This is a genomic window from Caballeronia sp. LZ029 (assembly GCF_031451275.1).
GTDB lineage: Bacteria > Pseudomonadota > Gammaproteobacteria > Burkholderiales > Burkholderiaceae > Caballeronia > Caballeronia jiangsuensis.
Window position 1 is genome coordinate 920,091 of sequence record NZ_JARUXO010000001.1, and the last position, 22,575, is coordinate 942,665.

Below are 22,575 nucleotides of genomic sequence, written 5' to 3' on the forward strand. Positions count from 1 at the left end.
CATGGTCGGGTCCAGGCATCGAGATGCCTGAAAGTGTCAACCATGTCCCCGCGGATCTGTCAGCTATGTCCCCGGTCTATACACTGCTGCAAAGAAAGTGACTGCCGCCCCGCACAGGGGCAACGCAAATAGACCGACACGAAACCGGGATCCGGCGACCTCTTGAAAAACCCCCACCCGCCCTCATATGACGCAAATTGGCCGCGTCGGCCAAACACGCCGCCGCGACAATCGCACCAAACGAAATCAACACAGAGGACCCCGACCATGGCGCAAGAAACCATGAGCTTTCAGGCAGAAGTGAAGCAGCTTCTGCATCTGATGATCCATTCGCTCTACAGCAACAAGGAAATTTTCCTGCGCGAGCTGATTTCCAACGCATCCGATGCCGCGGACAAACTTCGCTTCGAAGCCATCGAAAACAGCGCGCTCTACGAAAACGATCCGGACCTGCGTATCCGCGTGTCGTTCGATAAAGCCGCGCGCACCGTCACCATCGACGATAACGGCATCGGCATGAGCCGCGAGGAAGCGATTTCCCACCTCGGCACGATCGCGCGCTCGGGCACCAAGGAATTCTTCTCGAAGCTCTCCGGCGACCAGCAGAAGGACGCGGCGCTCATCGGCCAGTTCGGCGTCGGCTTCTATTCGGGCTTCATCGTCGCGGACAAGATCACCGTCGAAACGCGCCGCGCCGGTCTGCCGGCGAACGAAGGCGTGCGCTGGACGAGCGCGGGCGAAGGCGATTTCGAAGTCGAGGACATCGAACGCGCGCAACGCGGCACGACCATCACGCTGCATCTGCGCGCCGATGAAGACGAACTGCTGTCGTCGCACCGGCTGAAATCGATCATCCAGAAATACTCGGATCACGTCGCACTGCCCATTCTGATGAACAAGGAAGAGTGGGATGCCGAGAAAGGCGAGATGGTCACGAAGGACGAAGACGAGACCGTCAACCAGGCGAGCGCGCTCTGGACGCGTCCGAAGAACGACATCAGCGACGATCAGTACAAGCAGTTCTATCAGCACATCTCTCACGATCACGACGATCCGCTCTCGTGGACGCACAACCGCGTCGAAGGCCGCAGCGAGTACACGCAACTGCTGTACGTGCCCAAGCACGCGCCGTTCGATCTGTGGAATCGCGAGCATCGCGGCGGGCTCAAGCTCTACGTGAAGCGCGTGTTCATCATGGACGACGCCGAGCAACTGCTGCCCGCGTATCTGCGTTTCGTGAAGGGCGTCGTCGATTCGGCCGATCTGCCGCTCAACGTGTCGCGCGAAATCCTGCAGGAAAGCCGCGACGTGAAGGCGATCCGCGAAGGCGTGACCAAGCGCGTGCTGTCGATGCTCGAAGAGATCGCATCGTCCTCCGCCGAAGCGACCGAAGACGCCGACAAAGAGAAGTACGCGACCTTCTGGAACGAGTTCGGTCAGGTGCTGAAGGAAGGCATCGGCGAAGATTTCAGCAATCGCGAGCGCATCGCGAAGCTGGTGCGCTTCGCATCGACGCAAAACGACAGCGACGCGCAGAACGTGTCGCTCGCCGATTACGTCGCGCGCATGAAGCCCGAGCAGACGAAGATCTACTACGTCACCGCCGATAGCTGGCAGGCCGCGAAGAACAGCCCGCATCTCGAAGTGTTCCGCAAGAAGGGCGTCGAGGTGCTGCTGCTGACGGATCGCGTCGACGAGTGGATGCTGTCGTTCCTCAATGAGTTCGATGGCAAGCCGCTCGCGAGCGTCGCGCGCGGCGACCTCGATCTCGGCGCGCTCGACGACGAGGAAAAGCAGCAGCAGGAAAAGGTCGGCGAGGAAATGAAGCCGCTCGTCGAGAAGATGAAGGAAGCGCTCGAAGGCAAGGCGAAGGACGTGCGTCTCACGTTCCGTCTCACCGATTCGCCGAGCTGTCTCGTCGCCGATGAAGGCGACATGAGCGGCTATCTGCAACGCATGCTGAAGGCGGCGGGGCAGAAGGCGCCGCAAGCCGAGCCGATTCTCGAAGTGAATCCGGAGCATCCGCTCGTGAAGGCGTTGGACGCGGACAGCGCCAATTTTGTCGACTGGTGCCATCTGCTCTTCGATCAGGCGTTGCTGGCCGAAGGCGGCGCGCTCGAAGACCCGGCGAGCTTCGTGAAGCGCACGAACGCGCTGTTGCTCGCGCGATAAGCTGCCTGAGCGTTTCGAATGAACGCGCCGCCGGGAAACCGGCGGCGCGTTTTTTCTTGTGTTCGTGCGCCGTAAGACGCGGAATTTATAATCCGCAGCATGCTCTCGCCCAACGATCCCATCGATGCGCACTGGCGCGTCATCCCGCTTTCATCGCTCACCGATGCACAAAAGGACTGGCTCACACGCGGCGGTTCGCTGACCGCGCATCTGCGCACGCTCGGCACGGTGACCGTCGATGTCACGCGCGAAGCCATCGATATGCCCTGGCACGACGAAGCGCGCGCGCTCGATATCACGCCGCGCACGCCGGTGTGGGCGCGTGAAGTCGCGTTGAAAGTCGATGGCGTGCCGTTCGTCGTCGCGCATAGCATCGTGCCGCTCGCGCACAGCACGGGCGTGTGGCAATCGATGCGCCGTCTGCGCACGCGTCCGCTCGCCGAATTGCTCTATAGCGATAGCAGCGTGTCGCGTTCGGCGCTCGCGAGTCGAAGAATCACCGCGCGGCATCCGCTGCATCGGCTCGCGTCGGCGCAATCGGATGAGCAAGCGCATGCGCTCGTCGCGCGCCGTTCGGTGTTCAAACGACACGACGCGCCGTTGATGGTCACCGAATGCATGCTCGATGCGCTCTGGGCGAAGCTCGCCACGATGCACGACCGGCATCGGCGCGAACATGCCCGCTCTTACGATCACCTGAGCTCTCATGCGAAGCGCGTCGCGCACGGCGAGGCGAAATGAAGCTCGACGGTTTTGCTCCTGTCGGCGATGAGGGAACGCACACGCTCATTCTCGGCAGTTTTCCGGGCGTCGCGTCGCTCGCGGCGACCCAGTATTACGCGCATCCGCGCAATCAGTTCTGGCGGCTCGTCGGCGCGGCGATCGGCGAGGATCTGCACGCACTCGTCTACGACGAACGCATCGCGCGTCTCGTCGCGCACGGCATCGGTCTATGGGACGTGCTCGCCGCATGCGAGCGCGAAGGCAGCCTCGACACGGCGATCCGCAACGCATCGCCCAATGACTTCGCGCAGTTCCACGTGCGCTTTCCGAAGCTGCGCAAGGTCTGCTTCAACGGCAAGACATCGGGCAAGTTCGCGCCGGTCCTGAGCGCCGCGGGCTACGCGACGCTCGTGCTGCCATCGTCGAGCGCGGCCAATGCTATCCTCTCGTTCGATCAAAAATTGCGCATCTGGCGCGACATCCTCACCACACAATGACGAATCTCATCAAGCGTGCATCGGCTGAAGCGCGCGCGTTCAGCCGTAAAAAGGACGACAGCAAGGCGAAGCGCAAGCGCAGCGACGACGATCGCGACGATCTCGCGAACGCGCCGCGCATCGACGCGCCTCGCAAGCCGCGCTTCGCGCCCGTGACGTTCTCGGAAGAGGGCGGCGTGCGCTATCTGCACTTCGGCACCGAATGGGTGCAAGGCGCGATGCGTCTGAAGAAGCCCGATCACATCGAGCTCGAATACGCGCAGCAGATGATGGCGTGGCTGCTCTTCGTCGAAACGCCGGAACGCATCGTGCAACTCGGGCTCGGCGCCGCCGCGCTCACGAAGTTCTGCTATCGCTTTCTGAAGCACGCGAAAGTGGAAGCCGTCGAGCTGAATCCGGCGGTCGTGATCGCCGCGCGCGCGATGTTCGAACTGCCCTACGACGATGCGCGCCTCACCGTCACCGAACGCGACGCGTGGGAGTTCGTCAACGACCGCGCGAATCACGGCACGATCGGCGCGTTGCAGATCGATCTCTACGACGCCACCGCGCGCGGCCCCGTGCTCGACAGCGTCTCGTTCTATCGCGCGTGCCGCGCCTGTCTCACGCAGCCAGCGGGCGTCGTCGCGATCAACCTGTTCGGCGATCATCCGAGCTTCGTGCGCAATATGCGTCATCTGAACGAAGCGTTCGATCATCGCGTGATCGCGCTGCCCGAAGTGCACGACGGCAATCGCGTCGCGATCGCGTTCGCCGGTCCCGCGCTCGACGTTTCATTCGACGCGCTCGACGCGCGCGCGAAGCTCATCGAAGCGCAACTCGGCTTGCCCGCGCGCAAGTGGGTGAAGGGTGTCGCTGCGAGCGCGGGCGTCGCGGCGAGCGGCGCGTTTTCGATCTGATTGACCCGGCGCAAGAAGCCATGGCCAGGACGAGGGTTTTGGCCTATTTACAAGATGCTTTCAAATCAGCGGAATAGTCGGGATTCCCCCTGCTTGACCGTGTTTTAAGGGTCCATATACTCCCTCTGTTATTTCGGGGTGCTTTCAGCGGCATGTCTACCCGACGACCGGCATCCCGCCGGGCTCGCAATAACGACGCGAATCAAAACAAAGAGGAGACCGTTCATGGCTCACGAAGCTACGACCGGCACCGGACAACCGCGCAACAAGCATTGGCTATGGCTTCTGATCCTTCCGTGGATCGGTGTGGTATGGGTGCCGTTTTACAACAAGATCGAGCCCGTTCTGTGGGGCTTTCCGTACTTCTACTGGTATCAGCTCCTGTGGGTGCTGATCAGCGCGGTCATCACCGCCGTCGTCTATAAGAAGACGAAGGCGCTGCCCTCGGGACGCAAGAACGGAGGTGCGCGATGATGAACGCCACCGCAACTTTCGTCTTCGTTCTCTTCTTCGTCGGCGTCACGATTCTCGGCTTCATCGCCGCGCACTGGCGCAAGGGCGATCTGGCCCAGCTCGACGAATGGGGCCTCGGCGGACGCCGCTTCGGCACCATCGTCACGTGGTTCCTGCTCGGCGGCGATCTCTACACCGCCTATACGTTCGTCGCGGTGCCGGCGCTCGTGTTCGGCGCGGGTGCGACGGGCTTCTTCGCGCTGCCGTACACCATCCTCATCTATCCGTTCGCGTTCGTCGTGTTTCCGAAGCTCTGGAGCATCGCGAAGCGTCACGGCTATGTGACCGCCGCCGACTTCGTGCACGCGCGCTACAACAGCCGCATGCTCGCGCTCGCCGTCGCGGTGACGGGCATTGTCGCGACGATGCCGTATATCGCGCTGCAGCTCGTCGGCATCGAAGTGGTGATCGGCGCGCTCGGATTCTCGACGCAAGGCTTCGTCGGCGATCTGCCGCTCATCATCGCGTTCGCGATTCTCGCCGCGTACACGTACACGTCGGGCCTGCGCGCGCCCGCGATGATCGCCGTGGTGAAGGACGTGCTGATCTACATCACGATCATCGCCGCGATGATCGTGATTCCGGCGCAGCTCGGCGGCTTCGGCCATATCTTCAGCGTCGTGCCGCCCGAGAAGCTGCTTCTGAAGGCGCCCGATGCCGCGAGTCTGAACGGCTACAGCGCCTACGCGACGCTCGCGGTCGGCTCGGCGCTCGCGCTCTTCCTGTACCCGCACTCGGTGACGGCGATTCTCTCGTCGAACTCCGGCAACACGATCCGCCGCAACATGGCGCTGCTGCCGGCGTACTCGCTCGTGCTCGGCCTGCTCGCGCTGCTCGGCTATATGGCGCTGGCATCGGGCGTGAAGGACATGCCCGAGTTCGCGTCGTACTTCAAGGCCTACGGCGCGAACTTCGCGGTGCCGGCGCTCTTCCTGCACTACTTCCCGTCGTGGTTCGTGGGCGTGGCGTTTGCGGCGATCGGCATCGGCGCGCTGGTTCCGGCGGCGATCATGTCGATCGCGGCGGCGAATCTCTACACGCGCAACGTGCATCGCGAGTTCGTCAATACGTCGATGACGCCGGAGCAGGAAACCAACGTCGCGAAGCTGGTGTCGCTGATCGTGAAGGTCGGCGCGGTGGTCTTCATCCTCGCGCTGCCGCTGACCTACGCGATTCAGTTGCAACTGCTCGGCGGCATCTGGATCATCCAGACGCTGCCCGCGCTCGTGCTCGGCCTCTATACGCGCGTGCTCGATCATCGCGGTCTGCTGCTCGGCTGGGCGGTGGGCATCGGCGTGGGCACGTGGATGGCCGTATCGCTGCAACTGAAGGGCTCGATCTATCCGCTGCATCTGTTCGGCTATGTCGTGCCGGGCTACGCGGCGGTGTGGGCGCTGATCGCGAACCTGATCGTCTCGATCGTCGTGAGCCTGCTCGTGCGGGTGCTGGGCCTCAAGCGCTCGGATGACCGCACGCGTCCGGAAGACTATCTGGATATCGTGGAAGGCTGATTCCGGCCGGTCGCGCACGCGTGCGGCGCGGCGCGCGAAAAGCTGGTAAAACGCCCGTAACAGCCATCTGGCCGTTACGGGCGTTTCGTTTTCCGGTTGCCTGGGTTTGACGGGCGTGCGTGTTCATCGACTTGAGCGAACCATGCTTTCTCCGACATCGACGTCACACAGGCGCGGCCGTCTCGCGCGCTTCTTCCACTCGATCGCGTCGCCGTACTTCCGCTACCGGCACGCGAACATGATCCACGCGGTGCGCGTCGGAATCGCGATGGCGGTGTCGATCGCGGTCACGACCGGCATCGACATGCCGCATGGCGTGTGGGCTTCGGTATCGGTGCTGGTGGTGATCGGCGGATTGCAGCACTACGGCAACATCCGCAAGAAGGCGGGCGAGCGCGCGATCGGCACGATGCTCGGCGCGTTGTTCGGGCTCACGCTCATCCTCGCGCAGATGCTCACCGGCTCCGTGATGGTGTTCTTCGTGCTGATGTGCGTGATCGCGGGCGGCTGCGCCTACTATGCGATCGGCAAGGCCGGCTATGTCGCGTTGCTCACGGCGATCACCATGGTCATCGTCTCAGGCCACGGCGATCTGCCGCTGACCACCGGCTTATGGCGCACGGCCAATGTGATGATCGGCGTCGTGATCGCGCTCGCGCTCTCGTTCGTGTTGCCGCAATACGCGACGTATTCCTGGCGCTATCGGCTCGCGGACAATCTGCGCGAGTGCGCGAAGCTGTACGGCGCCTTGCTCGACGGCACGCCGCTTCACGCGGAGGACACCGCGCGGCGCTTCTACACGATGAGCCAGCGGCTCGTGCAGTCGCGCGGGCTGATGGAATCGGTCGCGAAGGAAACCGATGTGCCGATGGCGCGGCTCGAAGAGATCCAGCGGCTGCACCGCTCGATTCTCGCGGCGCTGGAAATGCTGGTGATGTCGATGCCGGAAGTCGCGAGCGCGACCCCGAGCCGTTTCGCGATCGCGTGTTCGCCGGGCGAGTATGCGGTGCGTCAGCAGCTTCTGCAGATGGCCCGCGCGTTGCGCTTCGGGCGCGTGGGCTTGCTGTACCGCGCGGTGGATGCGCCGGCTGTGCCGCCATGCGCCGACGACGATGCGAACATGTCGACGCAGGGCATGCACTGGCTCGCGATGCGCTTCGTGGAGCAGGTGGATCGGCTGAGGCTGCGGCTGTCGGAGATCGAGCGGCAGTGGAATATCGAAGGCGCGCGGCCGCTCAATCCCTGATGTGACGAAGCTATGAAGCGATGAAACTCAGGCCGGCTGCGCTTCGCCCTCGTGCACCACGTTGATGAGCCAGGGCACGCCGAAACGATCCGTCAGCATGCCGAAGCCTTGCGTCCAGAACGTGGATTGCCACGGCGTCAGGATATTGCCGCCTTCGGCGAGCATCTTGAAGATGCGCTCGCCGGATTGCGCGTCGCCCGCGGCGATCGACAGCGTGAAGCCCGAGTATTCCTTGCGCGGCTGATCGTAGCGGCCGTCGGAGACCATGATCGCGTTCTGCCCGACAAAAAACACCGCGTGCATGATCTTGTCCTGCCAGTCGGGCGGTGCGTTGCCGCCGTCCGGCACGTCGCGAAAGCGAACCAGCGTGGCGATCTGCGCGCCGAATGCCGCCTGATAGAGTTCGAGCGCCGCTGCGCAATCGCCGTTATAGAAAAGATACGTATCCAGTTGCATGACCAGAAACTCCGTGCATTTGAAGCGGACATGCCGCCGAAGCCCGGAAGTCTATTGCAACGATGTCCGACGCCGACTCGGAAACAGTCAAATTAGGTCAAGATGCGGCGAAATAGAAAAAACCGCGGATCGCACCAATGTTCCGGCGCGATCCGCGGCTTTCGTGTCAGGCATGTGTCACTGAAGCGCGGTGATCAGCTTCTCCAGCTTGATCGCATCGGCGGCAAACGCGCGGATGCCTTCCGCGAGCTTTTCGGTCGCCATTGCGTCGTCGTTGACGAGGAAGCGGAAGGTCGGCTCGTCGACGGCGATCTTCTCCACGTTCTCGTTCTTCACCGCTTCCGGCGAGAGCTTGCGTTCGACCGTATCGTTGCTGTCGGCGAGTTTCTTCAGGAGATCGGGGCTGATCGTCAGCAGGTCGCAGCCGGCGAGCTCGGTGATCTGGCTCACCGTGCGGAAGCTCGCGCCCATGACCTCGGTCTTGTAGCCGAACTTCTTGTAGTACGAGTAGATGCGCCGCACCGACTGCACGCCGGGATCGTTCGCGCCGCCGTTCTTCACTTCGTCCCATTCCGCGCCGGCGGACTTCTTGTACCAGTCGTAAATGCGGCCGACGAACGGCGAGATCAGTTGCGCGCCCGCTTCGGCGGCGGCCACGGCCTGCGCGAGCGAGAACAGCAGCGTCATGTTGCAGTGGATGCCTTCCTTCTGCAGCACTTCGGCCGCGCGGATGCCTTCCCACGTCGATGCCAGCTTGATGAGCACGCGCTTGCGGTCGACGCCCGCGTTCTCATACAGCTTGATGATTTCGCGGCCCTTGTCGATCGAAGCCTTGGTGTCGAACGAAAGGCGCGCATCGACTTCGGTCGAAACGCGGCCCGGAACGATCTTCAGAATCTCGGTGCCGAACGCTACGAGCAGATTGTCGATGATCTGCGGCATCGGCTTCTTCGCGTGCTCCTTGACGGTATTTTCGAGCAGCGGCTTGTAGTCGTCCTTCTGGACGGCCTTCAGGATCAGCGACGGATTCGTGGTCGCGTCCTGCGGCTTGAACTGGATGAATTGCTGGAAGTCGCCCGTGTCGGCGACGACGGTCGTGTATTGCTTGAGCTGGTCGAGAGCGGATGTCATGTCGAGTCTCAGACGCGTTGCGCCTTGTCAAATTGCGGTAACCAACCCGCGGATTGCCCATGATTGCGACGCCGTGCGGCGACTTCGTTCGCGCGGCGCGCCCCTGAATGTCATTCTCCCATTCTAGTCCCGAGCGCGGCGAGCGCGCTGATACCGTGCGCGCCGGTTTTCGACCGTGCGCGGGACTGCGCGTTCAATCGGCCTTCAATCCACCGCGTAGGCGAGTTCGTGCCAGCGCCGCACCGTGCCCGAGCCGAGTTGACCACGTGCAAAGCGCATTTTGCGGACCTCGTCGAGCGCGTGGGCGTCCTTCGCGGGATCGCCGCAGCTCATTTTCAGGACGACGTCCTGGACGTGCCCGGCGTCGTCGAGCAGCACGCGCACGATTGTCTTGCGTTTCTGGGCGGCGCCGGGCGGCGCGGAGCGCGCCAGCAGTTTGTCGATCAAAGCCATGACGGAATTACAAAGTTCTGTTGCGGAAAAACCGGCCGGAAATCGGGGCCGATTCCGTCATTGTAGGATGCGTCAGGATCGTCTGGCGTTGAGCACGATGTGTGTCGCGACGCCCGCGATCAATCCCCAGAACGCCGAGCCGATGGAGAGCAGCGTGAGGCCCGATGCCGTCACCATGAACGTGACGAGCGCGGGTTCGCGCTGACGCGCGTCCTGCATCGCGTTGGCGAGACCGCTCATGATCGAGCCGAAGAGCGCGAGCGCGGCCACGGACACGACCAGTTCCTTCGGAAATGCCGCGAACAGGGCGGCGATGGTCGCGCCGAACGTGCCCGCGATCAGATAGAAAATCCCGCACCAGACGGCGGCCGTGTAGCGCTTGTCGCGGTTCTCGTGCGCTTCGCGGCCGGTGCAGATCGCGGCGGTGATGGCCGCGAGATTCACGCCGTGCGAGCCGAACGGCGCGAGCACGAGCGACGCGATGCCGGTCGCCGAGATGAGCGGGGCGGAGGGCGTCGTGTAGCCGTCGGCGCGCAGGACGGCGATGCCCGGCACATTCTGCGACGCCATCGCGACGACAAAAAGCGGAATGCCGATGCTGATCGCGGCGGCGAGCGAGAACGCGGGCATCGTGAAAACCGGATGCGCGAGCGCGACATGAAAGTGCGTGAAGTCGAGCAGCCCGAGGCCGCCCGCGATCGCAATGCCCACGATGAGCGTGGCCGGAATCGCATAACGCGGCACGAAGCGCTTGGCCGTGAGATACGTGAAGAACATCGCGATGACGAGCGCGGTCCGATGCTCGGCGGCGCGGAAAATCTCGATGCCGATCTCGAACAGAATGCCCGCGAGCAGGGCGGCGGCGATGCCTGTGGGGACGCGCTTCATCAGCGTGTCGAACCAGCCGGTGAGACCGACGGCGGTCAGGAGCACCGCGCAGACGATGAACGCGCCGATCGCATCAGCATAGGCGACGTTCGGCAGCGACGACACGAGCAGCGCCGCGCCCGGCGTCGACCACGCGATGACGATCGGCGCGCGATAACGCAGCGACAGCCCGATGGTGCAGACCGCCATGCCCATCGAGAGCGCCCAGATCCACGACGAAATCTGCGCGTTCGTGAGATGCGCGGCCTGGCCCGCCTGGAACATCAGCACGAGCGAACTGGTGTAGCCGGTCATCATCGCGACGAAGCCGGCGACGACGGTGGACAGCGAAGTGTCAAAGAGGAAGCGCGGCGCAGCGGGCGCCGGTGAGGAAGCTTTCATTCGTGTTCTTTTCGGTTACTTCGACAGCGCGCGCATGGCGGTTTCCAGGCCGGCCATCGTGAGCGGATACATGCGATTGCCGAGCACATTGCGGATCGCGGAAATCGACTGCCGATATTCCCATAGCCGCTCGGGCTCGGGATTGAGCCACGCGTGATGCGGGAATTGATCGGCGAGCCGGCGCAACCAGACCGCGCCGGCTTCGGCATTGTTGTATTCGACGGAGCCGCCGGGCTGCAGCACTTCGTAGGGGCTCATGGTCGCGTCGCCGACGAAGATCAGCTTGTAGTCGGGCGTGAACTTGTGCAGCACGTCGAAGGTCGGCGTGCGCTCGGCGTGGCGCCGGCGATTGTGCTTCCACAGATAGTCGTACACGCAGTTGTGGAAGTAGTAGAACTCGAGATGCTTGAACTCCGCCTTCGCCGCCGAGAACAGCTCTTCGACGCGCTTGATGTGATCGTCCATCGAGCCGCCGACATCGAGCAGCATCAGCACCTTCACGTTGTTGTGACGCTCGGGGACCATCTTGATATCGAGCCAGCCCGCATTGGCGGCGGTGCTGCGGATCGTGTCGGGCAGATCGAGTTCCTCGGCCGCGCCTTCGCGCGCAAAGCGCCGCAGTCGACGCAGCGCGACCTTGATGTTGCGCGTACCGATTTCGACCTGATCGTCGTAGTCCTTGTACGCGCGCTCGTCCCACACCTTCACGGCCGTTCGATTCCCCGACGATTCCCCGCCGATGCGAATGCCTTCCGGGTTATAGCCGCCGTGTCCGAAGGGCGACGTGCCGCCCGTGCCGATCCACTTGTTGCCGCCTTCGTGACGCTCCTTCTGCTCGTCCATCAGTTCTTTCAGACGGTCCATGAGCTTGTCGAGGCCGCCGAGCGCCTCGATGCGCTTCTTTTCCTCCGCGGTGAATTCGCGGTCGAGGCGCTTCTTGAGCCAGTCGAGCGGAATGTCGAAAGCTTCGTCGGGAAGCTGCGTCACGCCGTGGAAATAGGCGCCGAACGCGCGATCGAACTTGTCGAAGTACTTCTCGTCCTTCACGAGCGTCATGCGCGAAAGGAAGTAGAACTCGTCGAGCGACGGTGATATCACCTGCGCCTTCAGCGCTTCGAGCAAGGTCAGATATTCCTTCACCGAGACGGGCAGCTTCGCGTCGCGCAGCGAGTAGAAAAAGTCGATCAGCATGGCGCGCTCTCCATCGTGACGGGTTTCAGCGGTCGAGCCGGTAGTTCAGATTGGCGCGCACCGCCGGCCACTCCGACTGGATGATCGAGAACACGACGGTGTCGCGCAGCACGCCATCGCGGCCCACCTGATGATTGCGCAGGATGCCGTCCTGCTTCGCGCCGAGCCGCGCGATCGCGGTGCGCGAAGCGTGGTTCATGAAATGCGTGCGGAACTCCACGGCGATGGCATCGAGCCTGTCGAACGCGTGCGTCAGCAGCAGCAACTTGGCTTCGGTGTTGAGCGCGGTCTTCTGCACGCGTCTCGCGTACCACGTATGGCCGATCTCCAGCCGCCGGTTCGCTTCATCGACGTTGAAGTAGCGTGTCGAGCCGACGACATCGCCCGTCTTCGCATCGATCACCGCGAACGGATGCGCGCCGAGTCGATCGCGCATGTCGAGCGCCGTGTCGATATAGCCGCGCGTCTTGTCGGGCGAGGGCACGAAGGTGTACCAGAGCTTCCACAATTCACCGTCGCTCGCGGCGGCCGTGAGGGCCGCTTCGTGTTCGCGCGTGAGCGGCACGAGCCTGACATGCTCGCCTTCCAGTGTGACGGGTTCGATCCAGCGGCTCATTTCTTTTTAGCGATGGTTGCGATTCATGAAGAGCAGACGCTCGAACAGCGCGACGTCCTGTTCGTTCTTCAGGAGCGCGCCGTGCAGCGGCGGGACGATCTGCTTCTGATCCGACGAGCGCAGCGCTTCGGGCGGAATGTCTTCGGCGAGAAGCAGCTTGAGCCAGTCGAGCAGTTCGGAAGTGGACGGCTTCTTCTTGAGGCCCGACACGCCGCGCAATTCGAAGAAGCTCTGCATGGCGGCGGCGAGCAGATCCTGCTTGATGTTCGGGAAGTGCACCTCGACGATCGCCTTCATCGTCTCGGCGTCCGGGAACTTGATGTAGTGGAAGAAGCAGCGGCGCAGGAACGCGTCCGGCAGTTCCTTCTCGTTGTTCGACGTGATGATCACGAGCGGCCGGTGCGCGGCCTTCACGAGCTCGCGCGTCTCATACACGTAGAACTCCATGCGGTCGAGCTCGCGCAGCAAATCGTTCGGAAATTCGATATCCGCCTTGTCGATCTCGTCGATGAGGAGCACGCTCTGCCGGTCTGACTCGAACGCCTGCCACAGCACGCCCTTGACGATGTAATTGCCGATGTCCTTCACGCGCTCGTCGCCGAGTTGCGAATCGCGCAGGCGCGAGACCGCGTCGTATTCGTACAGGCCTTGCTGCGCCTTGGTCGTCGACTTGATGTGCCATTGCAGGAGCGGCATGCCGAGCGCGAGCGCGACTTCCTCCGCGAGCATGGTCTTGCCGGTGCCGGGTTCACCCTTGATGAGCAGCGGCCGTTGCAGCGTCATCGCGGCATTCACCGCGAGCTTGAGATCGTCGGTTGCGACGTATTGCGATGAGCCTTCGAAACGCATGACGAAGATCCGGTTGGCAAAAAAATCCCAGTATAAGTCAGAAGACCTTTCGATATTGAGGCGCGCCGGGTATCGTTTGAGCCGCTCTATCGGCGGGTTGCCGAAGCGAGTCCGAATGCTGCGCAGCGTGCGCGCAAGCGGGCTCATCGCTTGTACAGGGGCGAATTGTCGCAGGCAAAACGGCTGCTTTTCAGCCGATTCCCCTTGCCAGCAGGGCTTCGGCGCGGTTCGCGTGTGGACGGGGGGTAGGTCGCGCGGTACAATTAGCGCGATTTTTTTGGCCTGCGTGGCGACAAACCCTGTAGCAGCAAACAGTCCCGAGAAGGTTGTAATGCGCTCGGCGCGGGCCGCGGCCTTTTGAGCGCCGGATTTCCCCTCAAGCCAGGTTAGAAGAGCTATGAACAATTTCGTCGGCAAATGTGCCGTGATTGCAGCGCTGTCCGGTCTCGCCGGCTTCGCGACCGAGGCGTCGGCCGACGTCGTCGGCAACGCGAAGGCCGCAGAGGGCAAGGTCGCGATGTGCATCGGCTGCCACGGCATCCCCGGCTATCGCACCGCGTACCCCGAAGTCTACGAAGTGCCGATGCTCGGTGGCCAGAACGCGCAGTACATCGCCAATGCGCTGCACGCCTACAAGAAGGGCGACCGTCATTTCGACACGATGCGCGCCATCGCGACGACGCTGTCGGATCAGGATATCGCCGATATCGCCGCGTACTACGCCGCGCAGACTTCCCAATCGAAGAACAATCCCGACAAGTGATCCGCGCGTGACACGGCAAAGCGATAAACGGGAAGGAGAATTCATGAAGCCGTCCAAGGCACTTCACTCAAGCTTCAAGGCAGCATGCGCGGCAGCGGCGCTCATCGGCATGACGGTCGGCGGCGCGCACGCGGCCGACGTGAGCAACGGCAAGGCGCTCTCCGACAGCCACAACTGCGCGGCCTGCCACGGCCCCGGTCTCAACAAGCCGGTGAGCGGCGAGTATCCGCGGCTCGCGGGTCAGCATGCGACCTATATCTACTGGGCGCTGCGCCAGTATCAGATCGGCGGCAACAATCCGAACTTCGGACGCAACAACGCCATCATGGCGGCGCAGGTGCAAAGCCTGTCGCAGAGCGATCTGAAGGATCTCGCGGCGTATATCGAATCGCTCGACGGCAGTCTCGTGCTGAAGAAGTAAGCGCGCGGCTTTCGAAGATTCGTCAGCAAACAACACCCCGCTTCCCGAGCGGGGTGTTTTCATTTGGACGGCGCGTATTTCGGATGCTTAGTCGCGCGAAGCACGGCGCTCGATCAGCGCGAGATAGGCATCGGTATCCGGCGGCGTGCCCGTGCGCTGCGCTTCCCAGATCACCTGTCCGAGGCAATCCATGATCGCGTGCTGCGCGTCGTGCGGCGAACCGAGGCGCGCGACCAGCCTGTCGTGCGCGCGGCGGATGCCCGGCGGCTGATCGATCGACAATTGCTCGCTGATCGCGAGGTGCATCGACAGATGCAGAAACGGATTGGTCTGGCCGCGATCGGGCGAGTAATCGGCTTCGCGCGATTCGGGTTTCGCGAGCGCATCGTGATATTCGGGATGTTCGCCGATCCAGTCGGCGGCCATGCTTTCGAGCGGCGTCAGAATCTCGCCGGCGCGCTCCTTGCGCCAGGTTTCGGTAAAGAACTGGCGGACTTCGTCGCGGCTAGGGTTGAACATAAGGTATTGATTCGATTGCGGGTTTCTGAACCCGCTATTGTAGACCGTGGCGCGTGCGGTCTGCCCAAACCGCTCATTCGACCGGCGCGGGCGTCTTCGGCCGATATTCGCAGAGCGGCTCGATCGCGCAATGCCAGCACTCGGGCACGCGCGCCTTGCACACGTAACGCCCGTGCAGGATCAGCCAGTGATGCGCATCGTGCAGAAACTCTTTCGGCGTGAACTTTTCGAGCGCGGTCTCGACGGCGCGCACGTCCTTGCCGGGCGCGAGTCCCGTGCGATTCGCGACGCGGAAGATGTGCGTATCGACAGCGATGGTCGGCTGCCCGAACGCCGTATTCAGAATGACGTTCGCCGTCTTGCGTCCGACGCCCGGCAGCGCTTCGAGCGCCTCGCGGTTGTCGGGCACGTCGCCGCCGTATTGATCGATGAGAATGCGGCACGTCGCGATCACGTTCTTCGCCTTTGTGCGATAAAGCCCGATCGTGCGGATGTATTCCGTCACGCCTTCCTCGCCGAGCGCAAGCACCGCCGCCGGCGTGTTCGCGACGGGAAACATCTTGCGCATCGCCTTGTTGACGGAGACGTCGGTCGCCTGCGCGGAGAGCATCACGGCGATCAGCAGTTCGAAGGGCGTCGTGTATTCGAGCTCCGTGGTCGGATGCGGATCGATGCTTTGCAAAGTCTCGTAGATGGCGCGGCGCTTCGTGGCGTTCATGGTTCGATGTCCGTTCTCACGCGGGTTTGTCGCTTCGATCGCCCTCGCCGGGATGGGACGCGTTTTCGTCGTCCGCCAGCCCGAGACGGCGACGGCGCTGCTCGGCGCTGTCGATCTGCGCCTGCACCGCGGCGCTCACGTGATCCGTGTTTTTCGGACCTGCGCCGAGCTTCGCCATCTCTTCCTTCTTCTTGCGCGCGCGCTCCAGCGCGGCCTGAATGATCGCGCGTTTCTTTGCTTCCGGATCGTCGCTCGCGGCTTGCGTGGCAGCCGGCGCGACCGGTTGCGGCGACGGCGTTTGCGGCGTGTGCGGCACCGGCTGGTCCACGTGCGCCGCGCGCGCGGCCTGACGCGCGCTTGCCCGCGCCTCGGCGGCCGCGCGTTCGCGTTCGAGACGCGCCATGCGGCGGTCGTGCCGCGCGCGGGCCGCATCGGCTTCGTCCTGGCTCCATGCGTCCCAGCCGGTGCGCGTGCCGGTGACGGGCACCATCGCAATGCAATCGACGGGGCAGGGCGGCACGCACAGATCGCAACCCGTGCACAGCTCGGCGATGACCGTATGCATCTGCTTCGCCGCGCCGACGATCGCATCGACCGGACACGCCTGCATGCACAGCGTGCAACCGATGCACACGTTCTCGTCGATTACGGCGACGGGCCGCGCGCGCTCGACGCCGTGCGTCGTATCGAGAGGAATATCGGGCTTGCCGAGGAGCGCGGCCAGGCGCGCGACACCTTCGGCGCCGCCCGGCGGGCACTGGTTGTAGTTCGCCTCGCCCGCGGCAATGGCGTCGGCGTAAGGCCGGCAGGCGGGATAGCCGCACTTGGTGCATTGCGTCTGCGGCAGCAGATCTTCGATGCGCTCAGCGAGCGTCTTGGGAACGGTTGCGGTCACGAGGAATTGCGATGATGCCTTGGGGACTGGCGCAGCATGTGCGCGACATAGGCGAAGCGCGTGGCTGTGATCACGTCCACAACGACGACGGCGGCACGCTGCCTGTTCGGCGCGTGTCCCGCTCTTTCGGTCACGCGCTCGGCTTTAATCGACATTATCGCCGAAGTCATCAAGAGTCGTGCCGAATGGCTTTCAATCCTAATTGCCAATGTGCTTCGATGTGCGCATAATCGAAGCGCTTTTCCGTTTGACCGCAGGACGGTGTTTCCCAATAACCATGGGCAGCGCCCGTTCACGTCATGTACCCCAACGCGGGCCGCGTGACGCTAATCCGGCAACGCGGCTCCCGAGTCATGCCACCATGAATCAGCCGAAAATCAAAAGAGATCCTGAAGGCACCCGGCGCCGTATTCTGCTTGCCGCCGCAGAGGAGTTCGCTGCAGGCGGTCTGTTCGGCGCCCGCGTCGACCAGATTGCGCGCCGGGCGGAGACCAATGAACGCATGCTCTACTACTACTTCGGTAGCAAGGAGCAGTTATTCACCGCGGTGCTCGAACATGCTCTTTCGGCGCTTGTCGAAGCCGAACGCACGCTCGAACTCGACGGCATCGCGCCCATCGAAGCGATGACGCGTCTCGCGCATTTCGTCTGGGATTACTACCGGGATCACCCGGAATTGCTGCGCCTCATCAATAACGAAAATCTGCATGAGGCGAGATATATCAAAGGATCGAATCGAATCCGCGAACTCATTTCGCCGATCGTCGCGACGCTCACGGCTATTCTCGATCGTGGCCAGAAGGCCGGATTGTTTCGCACCGACGTCGATCCGCTCAAGCTCTACATCGTGCTGTCGGGACTCGGCTATTACATCGTGTCGAACCGCTTCACGCTCGAAGCGACGTTCGGCCTCGATTTCAGCGAGCAAGGCCAGCGCGAGCAGATCGTCCGCATGAATACCGAGTTGCTGCTGGCTTATCTGACGCGCCGCTGATCAAACGCTTTCGCGTTCGCGCCGTCTGAAGAAAAAAACGTCGCGCCTTTTGCAAGGCGCGACGTTTTCATTTGACGCGATGGAATCGGTCCCGGCGCGTGCCTGCTTACGCGGGCACGGCTTCCGTCTTCGGCGTCTTGTCGTGTTCGAGAATGAACTCGCGCAATTGCGGATACACCATCGTGCGCCAGCGGCGGCCCGAGAAGATGCCGTAGTGGCCGGCCTTCTCCGCCGTGAAATGGCGCTTGTGCTTCGGCGGGATGCCGGTGCACAGATCGTGCGCGGCGCGCGTCTGGCCGCTGCCGGAGATGTCGTCGAGCTCGCCTTCGATCGTGAAGAGGGCAGTGTGCTTGATGTCCTGCGGACGCACGAGTTCGTCGTTGACTTCCCACGTGCCTTCGGCGAGCCGGAACTCCTGGAACACGACGCGGATCGTTTCGAGGTAATACTCGGCGGCCATGTCGAGCACGGCGTTGTATTCGTCGTAGAAACGGCGATGTTGCTCGGCGTCGTCATCGTCGCCGCGCAGCAGATTTTGATAGAAGTCCCAATGGGCCGTGAGATGGCGTTCGGGATTCATCGCGACGAAGCCCGCGTGCTGCAAAAAGCCCGGATAGACCTTGCGTCCCACACCCGGATAGTTCGCCGGCACGGTGTAGATGACGTTGTTCTCGAACCACCCGTACGAGTGCTCGTTCGCAAGCGAGTTGACGGACGTGGGACTGCGGCGCGCGTCGATCGGGCCGCCCATCATGGTCATCGTGCGGGGCGTGTCTTCGCCGCGGCTCGCCATCAGCGAAATGGCGGCGAGCACCGGCACGGTCGGCTGACACACCGAGATCACGTGCAGGTCCTTCGCGCCGATATGGCGGATGAACTCCTGGATGTATTCGACGTAATCGTCCAGATGGAACGGACCGTTCTCGGTCGGCACCATGCGCGCGTCGATCCAGTCGGTAATGTACACCTTGTGGTCCTGCAAAAGCGTCTTGACCGTATCGCGCAGCAGCGTGGAGTGGTGCCCGGAGAGCGGCGCGCACACGAGCACGATCGGCTCGTTCTTCAGCTTGGTGACGGTGGCGCTGTCGTCGGCGAAGCGCTTGAATCGCAGGAGACGGCAGAACGGCTTCTCGACCACCGTCTGCTCGACGATCGGAATGTTGTGTCCGTCCTTGACGATCTGATGAATGCTGAACTCGGGCTTCTCGTAGTCCTTGCCGAGCCGGTAGAGCAACTCGTAACCCGCGGCCAGACGGCTCGAACCGGGAATATAGGCGAGCGGGCTGGCCGGGTTGACGAACGACTTCGATGCAGCTTCGGCCCATGCTGTGAGAGGAGACAGCATGGCTCGCTGAAATTCGTGAATTTGATAGAGCATGGTTGCCCCAGTAACTCCGGTGGAAACCGGCACGCCCGTTGATCCCGGCAAAGCATCCGGCGATGAGGCTCAACGGCATTCGATGACCCCCGGCGGCGCGGCGGGCTGTCGCCATGCTGCCGGGGCACTGTCTTTCCTGAAATGCTTCCTGCCTGCCTTTCCGTGCTGCCACCCGCGCAATATCGACTCTTGTACGACGAACCTTGAGCGGAAGCAAGATTTTCCGCGTACTAAGCGTTCAATTCAATAATCGGTCGGAATTGCCTGCGTGAAAACAACACATCCCGACATCCTACATTTTGTGCATTGCACCAATATTACCGGGAAACGCCAATTTCATCAAACAAAACATAGATTTATGACTTTCCTGTTGCAGCATCGATGGCAGCTTGCGCGTCCGGCTCGTCGTGGTTTTCCGGGCCGGATGGCTGGCCGATCGCCTTTGCCATCTCCTCTTCGTGCCGCATCAGATTCATTCCGGTATGCACTAGCGCCACGTGGGTAAAGGCCTGCGGGAAATTCCCGACCATGCGCCTGGCCACCGTGTCGTACTCCTCGGCCAGCAATCCGACATCGTTCGCGAGCCCGACGAGGCGCTCGAACATCTCGTGCGCTTCATCGATCCGGCCTTGCAGCGCCAGATTGTCGACCAGCCAGAAGCTACAAGCCAGAAACGTGCCTTCTCCGGGCGGCAAGCCATCCGCGACTTCGGCGGTGTGATAACGCTTCACGAGCCCATCGTGCGTCAACTTGGTCTCGATCGCATGTACGGTTCCGGTCACTCGCGGATCTTTAGGCGGCAAAAATCCGAGCAACGGGATGAGAAGCAGGCTCGCATCGAGCGCATCGCTGTCGTAGGCCTGCGTGAAGGAGTTCAGTTCGGCGTTCCAGCTTTTCTTCAGCACCTCGGCACGGATGCGCGCGCGCATCTCGCGCCAATGGTCGATCGGCCCCGGCAGCTCGAACTTTTCCGCCGATTTGATCGCGCGGTCGTACGCGACCCACGCCATGACCTTCGAGAACGTGAAGTGCTGGCGCCCGCCGCGCACTTCCCAGATGCCTTCGTCGGGCTGTTCCCAGATCGTGTCGAGGTGTTGCAGCATGGCGCACTGGATCGACCAGGCGGTTTCGTCGCTCTGCAGACCGCCGACGCGCGCGAGGTGCAGCGCGTTCATCACTTCGCCGTAGACGTCGAGCTGCAACTGATCGACCGCGCCATTGCCGATACGCACCGGCGACGCGCCCTCGTAACCGGGCAGCCACGGGATCTCCCACTCGGGCAGGCGCCGCTCGCCCGCGATGCCGTACATGATCTGGATCTGCGCCGGCGAGCCCGCCATCACGCGGCCCAGCCACGCGCGCCACGCGCGGGCTTCGTCGTAGTAGCCGCCGCGCATCATCGCGAGCAGGGTGATGGTCGCGTCGCGCAGCCAGCAGTAGCGATAGTCCCAGTTGCGCGTGCCGCCGAGCTGCTCCGGCAGCGAGGTCGTGGGCGCGGCGACGATGCCGCCCGTCGGCTCGTAGGCGAGCGCCTTCAGCGTGATCAGCGAGCGGCGGATCGCGCTCGCCCAGCGGCCCTTGAGCTCGCTTTGCCCGGACCATTCGCGCCAGTGGTTCTCGGTGCGCGCGAGTTGCGTGTGGGGATCGGACGCGTGCGGCAGACGCAGATGGGATTGCGAGTAGCACAGCGAGAAGGGCACGCGTTCGCCCGCGCTCACGTCGAAGCTGGCGGCCGTATGCATGTTTTCGCCGACGAGGTCGACCGGCGTGCGCAGCACCGCGAGATCCGGTCCGGCGATCGCGCGAATGCCGCTGTCGTCGGGCAGACGGCTCACCCAGGGCACGGCCGAGCCGTAATCGAAGCGCAGCACGAGCTCCATCTTCATGCGCACCGTGCCGCGCCGTCCGATCACGATGCGCACGAGTTCCGAATGTCCGTTGCGCAAGGGCATGAAGTCGACGATCGTCACGGCGCCTTGCGATGTTTCGAAATCCGTTTCGAGGACCAGCGTGTCCTCGCGATAGCGACGGTTGATGACGGCCGTTTCGCCGTCGGGCATCTCGGGCGCGATGAGCCATCGGCCGTGCTCGGGCGTGCCGAGCAGCGCCGCGAAGCACGCGCCGGAGTCGAAGCGTGGCCAACAGAGCCAGTCGACGGAGCCGTCGCGGGAAATCAGGGCTGCGGTGTGGCCGTCGCCGACCATCGCATAGTCTTCGATCAAAGCTGGCATAAGCGAACATCTTCCTGCTGGCGGCGCGGACCGAATCGAAACGCGCCGCGGGTTGAGCAAAAGATTCGGGACGCGGCGCGCCCCGAGCGAAGCGCGGCGTCAAGGACAAAGGAAGCGACCGACGCCACGCATGCTTTCTGGCCGCATTCTGCCGCAATCGTTCGTTGCAAGCAGAAAACCGGGCCGCGTGTGATCACGGCGCGCAACGGCCGGTGCGATGGCGGTCCCGCCGCGATTGGCGGAAAAGCGCTAGCGATGCGCCGATCGCGCTGTTGAAAAAGCATTCGACTGATGTTTAGAATGAAGTTTCGTGAAAGGTCGAAGCGCCGTTTCCTTTGTTACTCGCGGCGCTGAAACTCTTGCGCCTTTCGCGCGTCTTTCATGCATGACCCCGGCGCGTGACGCGCGCGAGCCATGCAACGGCCTGCGCGCTCCCGGCCGGTCCCTAACGTAGCGTTTTCGAGGAACGGAACCCATGCTCTATCCGTCGAAAGCCGACTGCATCGCCATTCTTTCCGCAGCAAGCCGCGTCTCTGATGCCGAGGCGCTGCTCGCGCTCGATCACAAGCATCTCGGTCTGTCGCGCAACGCGATGGAAACCGCCGCCGCATTTCTCACGGAGCGCGGCTGCTTCAGCCGCTACACCTTCGGCGTCGCCGGCGTTTCGGTCGGCGCGTTGTCGTTGCAGGGACGCCTGCGTCTCGACCAGCTCGCGAACGGCTGACGATACACGCTCGCCCCACGCGGCCCATCCGCGTGTCCTTTTTTCGTGACACTTTGCGCACGCGCACGGCTCAACCCGTGCGCGTGCGCTCGCGTTTGCGTTCGCATGTCCGGAACCGCCGGGATGAATCGGCGTCACAACGACAGTCTCGCGTCCGTCAGAAATGGGCCGATCCCATGCCGAACAGGCCGATCAGCCCGATCACGATCAGATAGATCGCGACGATGAAGTTCAGCAACCGCGGCATGATGAGAACCAGGATCCCGGCGATCAGGGAAACGAGCGGGCCAAGGCTTAGGTGAATAGTCATCGCGGCAACTCCTGTTGTTGGTTCGAATCGTGTCGGTTGGCCTGTCGTGCGTGGTGTATCTTGGCTGCGAACCCCGTCGCTCATGATGGCGGTCCA

The 22,575-nt window shown here is 63.0% G+C and carries 24 protein-coding genes; 11 read left to right on the forward strand and 13 right to left on the reverse strand.

The features are described from left to right. Positions 1–267 precede the first annotated feature (267 nt). From htpG to QCE73_RS04335, 7 genes are all read left to right on the forward strand, one after another. A complete protein-coding gene (gene htpG / locus QCE73_RS04305; protein WP_309879927.1) occupies positions 268–2,172 on the forward strand; it encodes a molecular chaperone HtpG in 1,905 nt (634 codons plus the stop codon). A 99-nt stretch (positions 2,173–2,271) separates the two neighbouring features. Next, a complete protein-coding gene (locus tag QCE73_RS04310; protein ID WP_309879928.1) occupies positions 2,272–2,913 on the forward strand; it encodes a chorismate lyase in 642 nt (213 codons plus the stop codon). Continuing rightward, positions 2,910–3,392 (forward strand): DNA-deoxyinosine glycosylase, encoded by a 483-nt coding sequence (locus QCE73_RS04315; RefSeq protein WP_309879929.1) that lies wholly within the window; start codon positions 2,910–2,912, stop codon positions 3,390–3,392. Before QCE73_RS04310 ends, QCE73_RS04315 begins: the two co-directional genes overlap by 4 nt. Then, complete coding sequence (locus QCE73_RS04320) at positions 3,389–4,291, forward strand: spermidine synthase (RefSeq protein WP_309879930.1); 903 nt, start codon at positions 3,389–3,391, stop codon at positions 4,289–4,291. Before QCE73_RS04315 ends, QCE73_RS04320 begins: the two co-directional genes overlap by 4 nt. A gap of 225 nt (positions 4,292–4,516) precedes the next feature. Then, complete coding sequence (locus QCE73_RS04325) at positions 4,517–4,765, forward strand: DUF3311 domain-containing protein (RefSeq protein WP_008350708.1); 249 nt, start codon at positions 4,517–4,519, stop codon at positions 4,763–4,765. Beyond that, complete coding sequence (mctP, locus tag QCE73_RS04330) at positions 4,765–6,315, forward strand: monocarboxylate uptake permease MctP (RefSeq protein ID WP_035506375.1); 1,551 nt, start codon at positions 4,765–4,767, stop codon at positions 6,313–6,315. The genes QCE73_RS04325 and mctP overlap by 1 nt, the downstream gene beginning before the upstream one ends. A 142-nt stretch (positions 6,316–6,457) precedes the next feature. Beyond that, the gene (locus QCE73_RS04335) at positions 6,458–7,561 is read left to right on the forward strand and encodes an FUSC family protein (protein ID WP_309879931.1); all 1,104 of its coding nucleotides are present in this window, start codon (positions 6,458–6,460) and stop codon (positions 7,559–7,561) included. 27 nt (positions 7,562–7,588) lie between these two features. Here QCE73_RS04335 and QCE73_RS04340 read toward each other — a convergent pair whose 3' ends face one another. The 7 genes from QCE73_RS04340 to QCE73_RS04370 form a co-directional block, all read right to left on the reverse strand. Next, positions 7,589–8,017 carry a VOC family protein gene (locus QCE73_RS04340; protein WP_035506316.1) on the reverse strand — a complete coding sequence of 143 codons (429 nt, stop codon included), beginning with the start codon at positions 8,015–8,017 and terminating at the stop codon, positions 7,589–7,591. A gap of 177 nt (positions 8,018–8,194) precedes the next feature. After that, entirely contained in the window at positions 8,195–9,148 is a 954-nt protein-coding gene (gene tal / locus QCE73_RS04345; protein ID WP_035506318.1) for a transaldolase, read from the reverse strand. A gap of 204 nt (positions 9,149–9,352) precedes the next feature. Further along, complete coding sequence (locus QCE73_RS04350) at positions 9,353–9,601, reverse strand: energy transducer TonB (RefSeq protein WP_035506320.1); 249 nt, start codon at positions 9,599–9,601, stop codon at positions 9,353–9,355. 72 nt (positions 9,602–9,673) lie between these two features. Continuing rightward, on the reverse strand, positions 9,674–10,870 hold the full coding sequence (locus QCE73_RS04355) for a benzoate/H(+) symporter BenE family transporter (protein ID WP_309879933.1): 1,197 nt from the start codon (positions 10,868–10,870) through the stop codon (positions 9,674–9,676). 15 nt (positions 10,871–10,885) lie between these two features. After that, entirely contained in the window at positions 10,886–12,061 is a 1,176-nt protein-coding gene (locus QCE73_RS04360; protein ID WP_035506325.1) for a VWA domain-containing protein, read from the reverse strand. 25 nt (positions 12,062–12,086) lie between these two features. Beyond that, a complete protein-coding gene (locus QCE73_RS04365) occupies positions 12,087–12,677 on the reverse strand; it encodes a GNAT family protein (protein WP_309879935.1) in 591 nt (196 codons plus the stop codon). 6 nt (positions 12,678–12,683) lie between these two features. Beyond that, entirely contained in the window at positions 12,684–13,526 is an 843-nt protein-coding gene (locus QCE73_RS04370; RefSeq protein ID WP_035506381.1) for a MoxR family ATPase, read from the reverse strand. A 397-nt stretch (positions 13,527–13,923) separates the two neighbouring features. Here QCE73_RS04370 and QCE73_RS04375 point away from each other — a divergent pair, with 397 nt between their 5' ends. Then, the gene (locus tag QCE73_RS04375; RefSeq protein WP_309879937.1) at positions 13,924–14,289 is read left to right on the forward strand and encodes a c-type cytochrome; all 366 of its coding nucleotides are present in this window, start codon (positions 13,924–13,926) and stop codon (positions 14,287–14,289) included. A gap of 43 nt (positions 14,290–14,332) precedes the next feature. Beyond that, positions 14,333–14,710 (forward strand): c-type cytochrome, encoded by a 378-nt coding sequence (locus QCE73_RS04380; RefSeq protein WP_035506383.1) that lies wholly within the window; start codon positions 14,333–14,335, stop codon positions 14,708–14,710. An 87-nt stretch (positions 14,711–14,797) separates the two neighbouring features. Here the strand turns inward: QCE73_RS04380 and QCE73_RS04385 are convergent, their stop codons facing one another. The 3 genes from QCE73_RS04385 to rsxB form a co-directional block, all read right to left on the reverse strand. After that, positions 14,798–15,229: a DUF1841 family protein gene (locus QCE73_RS04385; protein ID WP_187609469.1), complete on the reverse strand. Its 432-nt coding sequence runs from the start codon at positions 15,227–15,229 to the stop codon at positions 14,798–14,800. A 73-nt stretch (positions 15,230–15,302) separates the two neighbouring features. Next, positions 15,303–15,947, reverse strand: coding sequence for an endonuclease III (gene nth, locus QCE73_RS04390; RefSeq protein WP_309879938.1), 645 nt, complete (start codon positions 15,945–15,947; stop codon positions 15,303–15,305). A gap of 16 nt (positions 15,948–15,963) precedes the next feature. After that, the gene (gene rsxB / locus QCE73_RS04395) at positions 15,964–16,842 is read right to left on the reverse strand and encodes an electron transport complex subunit RsxB (protein WP_309879939.1); all 879 of its coding nucleotides are present in this window, start codon (positions 16,840–16,842) and stop codon (positions 15,964–15,966) included. Between the two features lie 361 nt (positions 16,843–17,203). On the opposite strand from rsxB, the gene QCE73_RS04400 reads away from it, so the two are divergent. Then, complete coding sequence (locus QCE73_RS04400; RefSeq protein ID WP_035506335.1) at positions 17,204–17,836, forward strand: TetR/AcrR family transcriptional regulator; 633 nt, start codon at positions 17,204–17,206, stop codon at positions 17,834–17,836. Positions 17,837–17,942: 106 nt separating this feature from the next. On the opposite strand, the gene QCE73_RS04405 is transcribed toward QCE73_RS04400, so the two are convergent. Together QCE73_RS04405 and QCE73_RS04410 are read right to left on the reverse strand one after the other, a co-directional pair. Next, positions 17,943–19,214 carry a polyhydroxyalkanoate depolymerase gene (locus QCE73_RS04405; RefSeq protein ID WP_035506338.1) on the reverse strand — a complete coding sequence of 424 codons (1,272 nt, stop codon included), beginning with the start codon at positions 19,212–19,214 and terminating at the stop codon, positions 17,943–17,945. A gap of 356 nt (positions 19,215–19,570) precedes the next feature. Continuing rightward, positions 19,571–21,445 carry a glycoside hydrolase family 15 protein gene (locus QCE73_RS04410; RefSeq protein WP_309879941.1) on the reverse strand — a complete coding sequence of 625 codons (1,875 nt, stop codon included), beginning with the start codon at positions 21,443–21,445 and terminating at the stop codon, positions 19,571–19,573. 475 nt (positions 21,446–21,920) lie between these two features. On the opposite strand from QCE73_RS04410, the gene QCE73_RS04415 reads away from it, so the two are divergent. Further along, positions 21,921–22,169: a hypothetical protein gene (locus QCE73_RS04415; protein ID WP_035506343.1), complete on the forward strand. Its 249-nt coding sequence runs from the start codon at positions 21,921–21,923 to the stop codon at positions 22,167–22,169. Between the two features lie 157 nt (positions 22,170–22,326). Here the strand turns inward: QCE73_RS04415 and QCE73_RS04420 are convergent, their stop codons facing one another. After that, positions 22,327–22,479: a DUF3096 domain-containing protein gene (locus QCE73_RS04420; RefSeq protein ID WP_309881907.1), complete on the reverse strand. Its 153-nt coding sequence runs from the start codon at positions 22,477–22,479 to the stop codon at positions 22,327–22,329. Between the last annotated feature and the right edge of the window lie 96 nt (positions 22,480–22,575).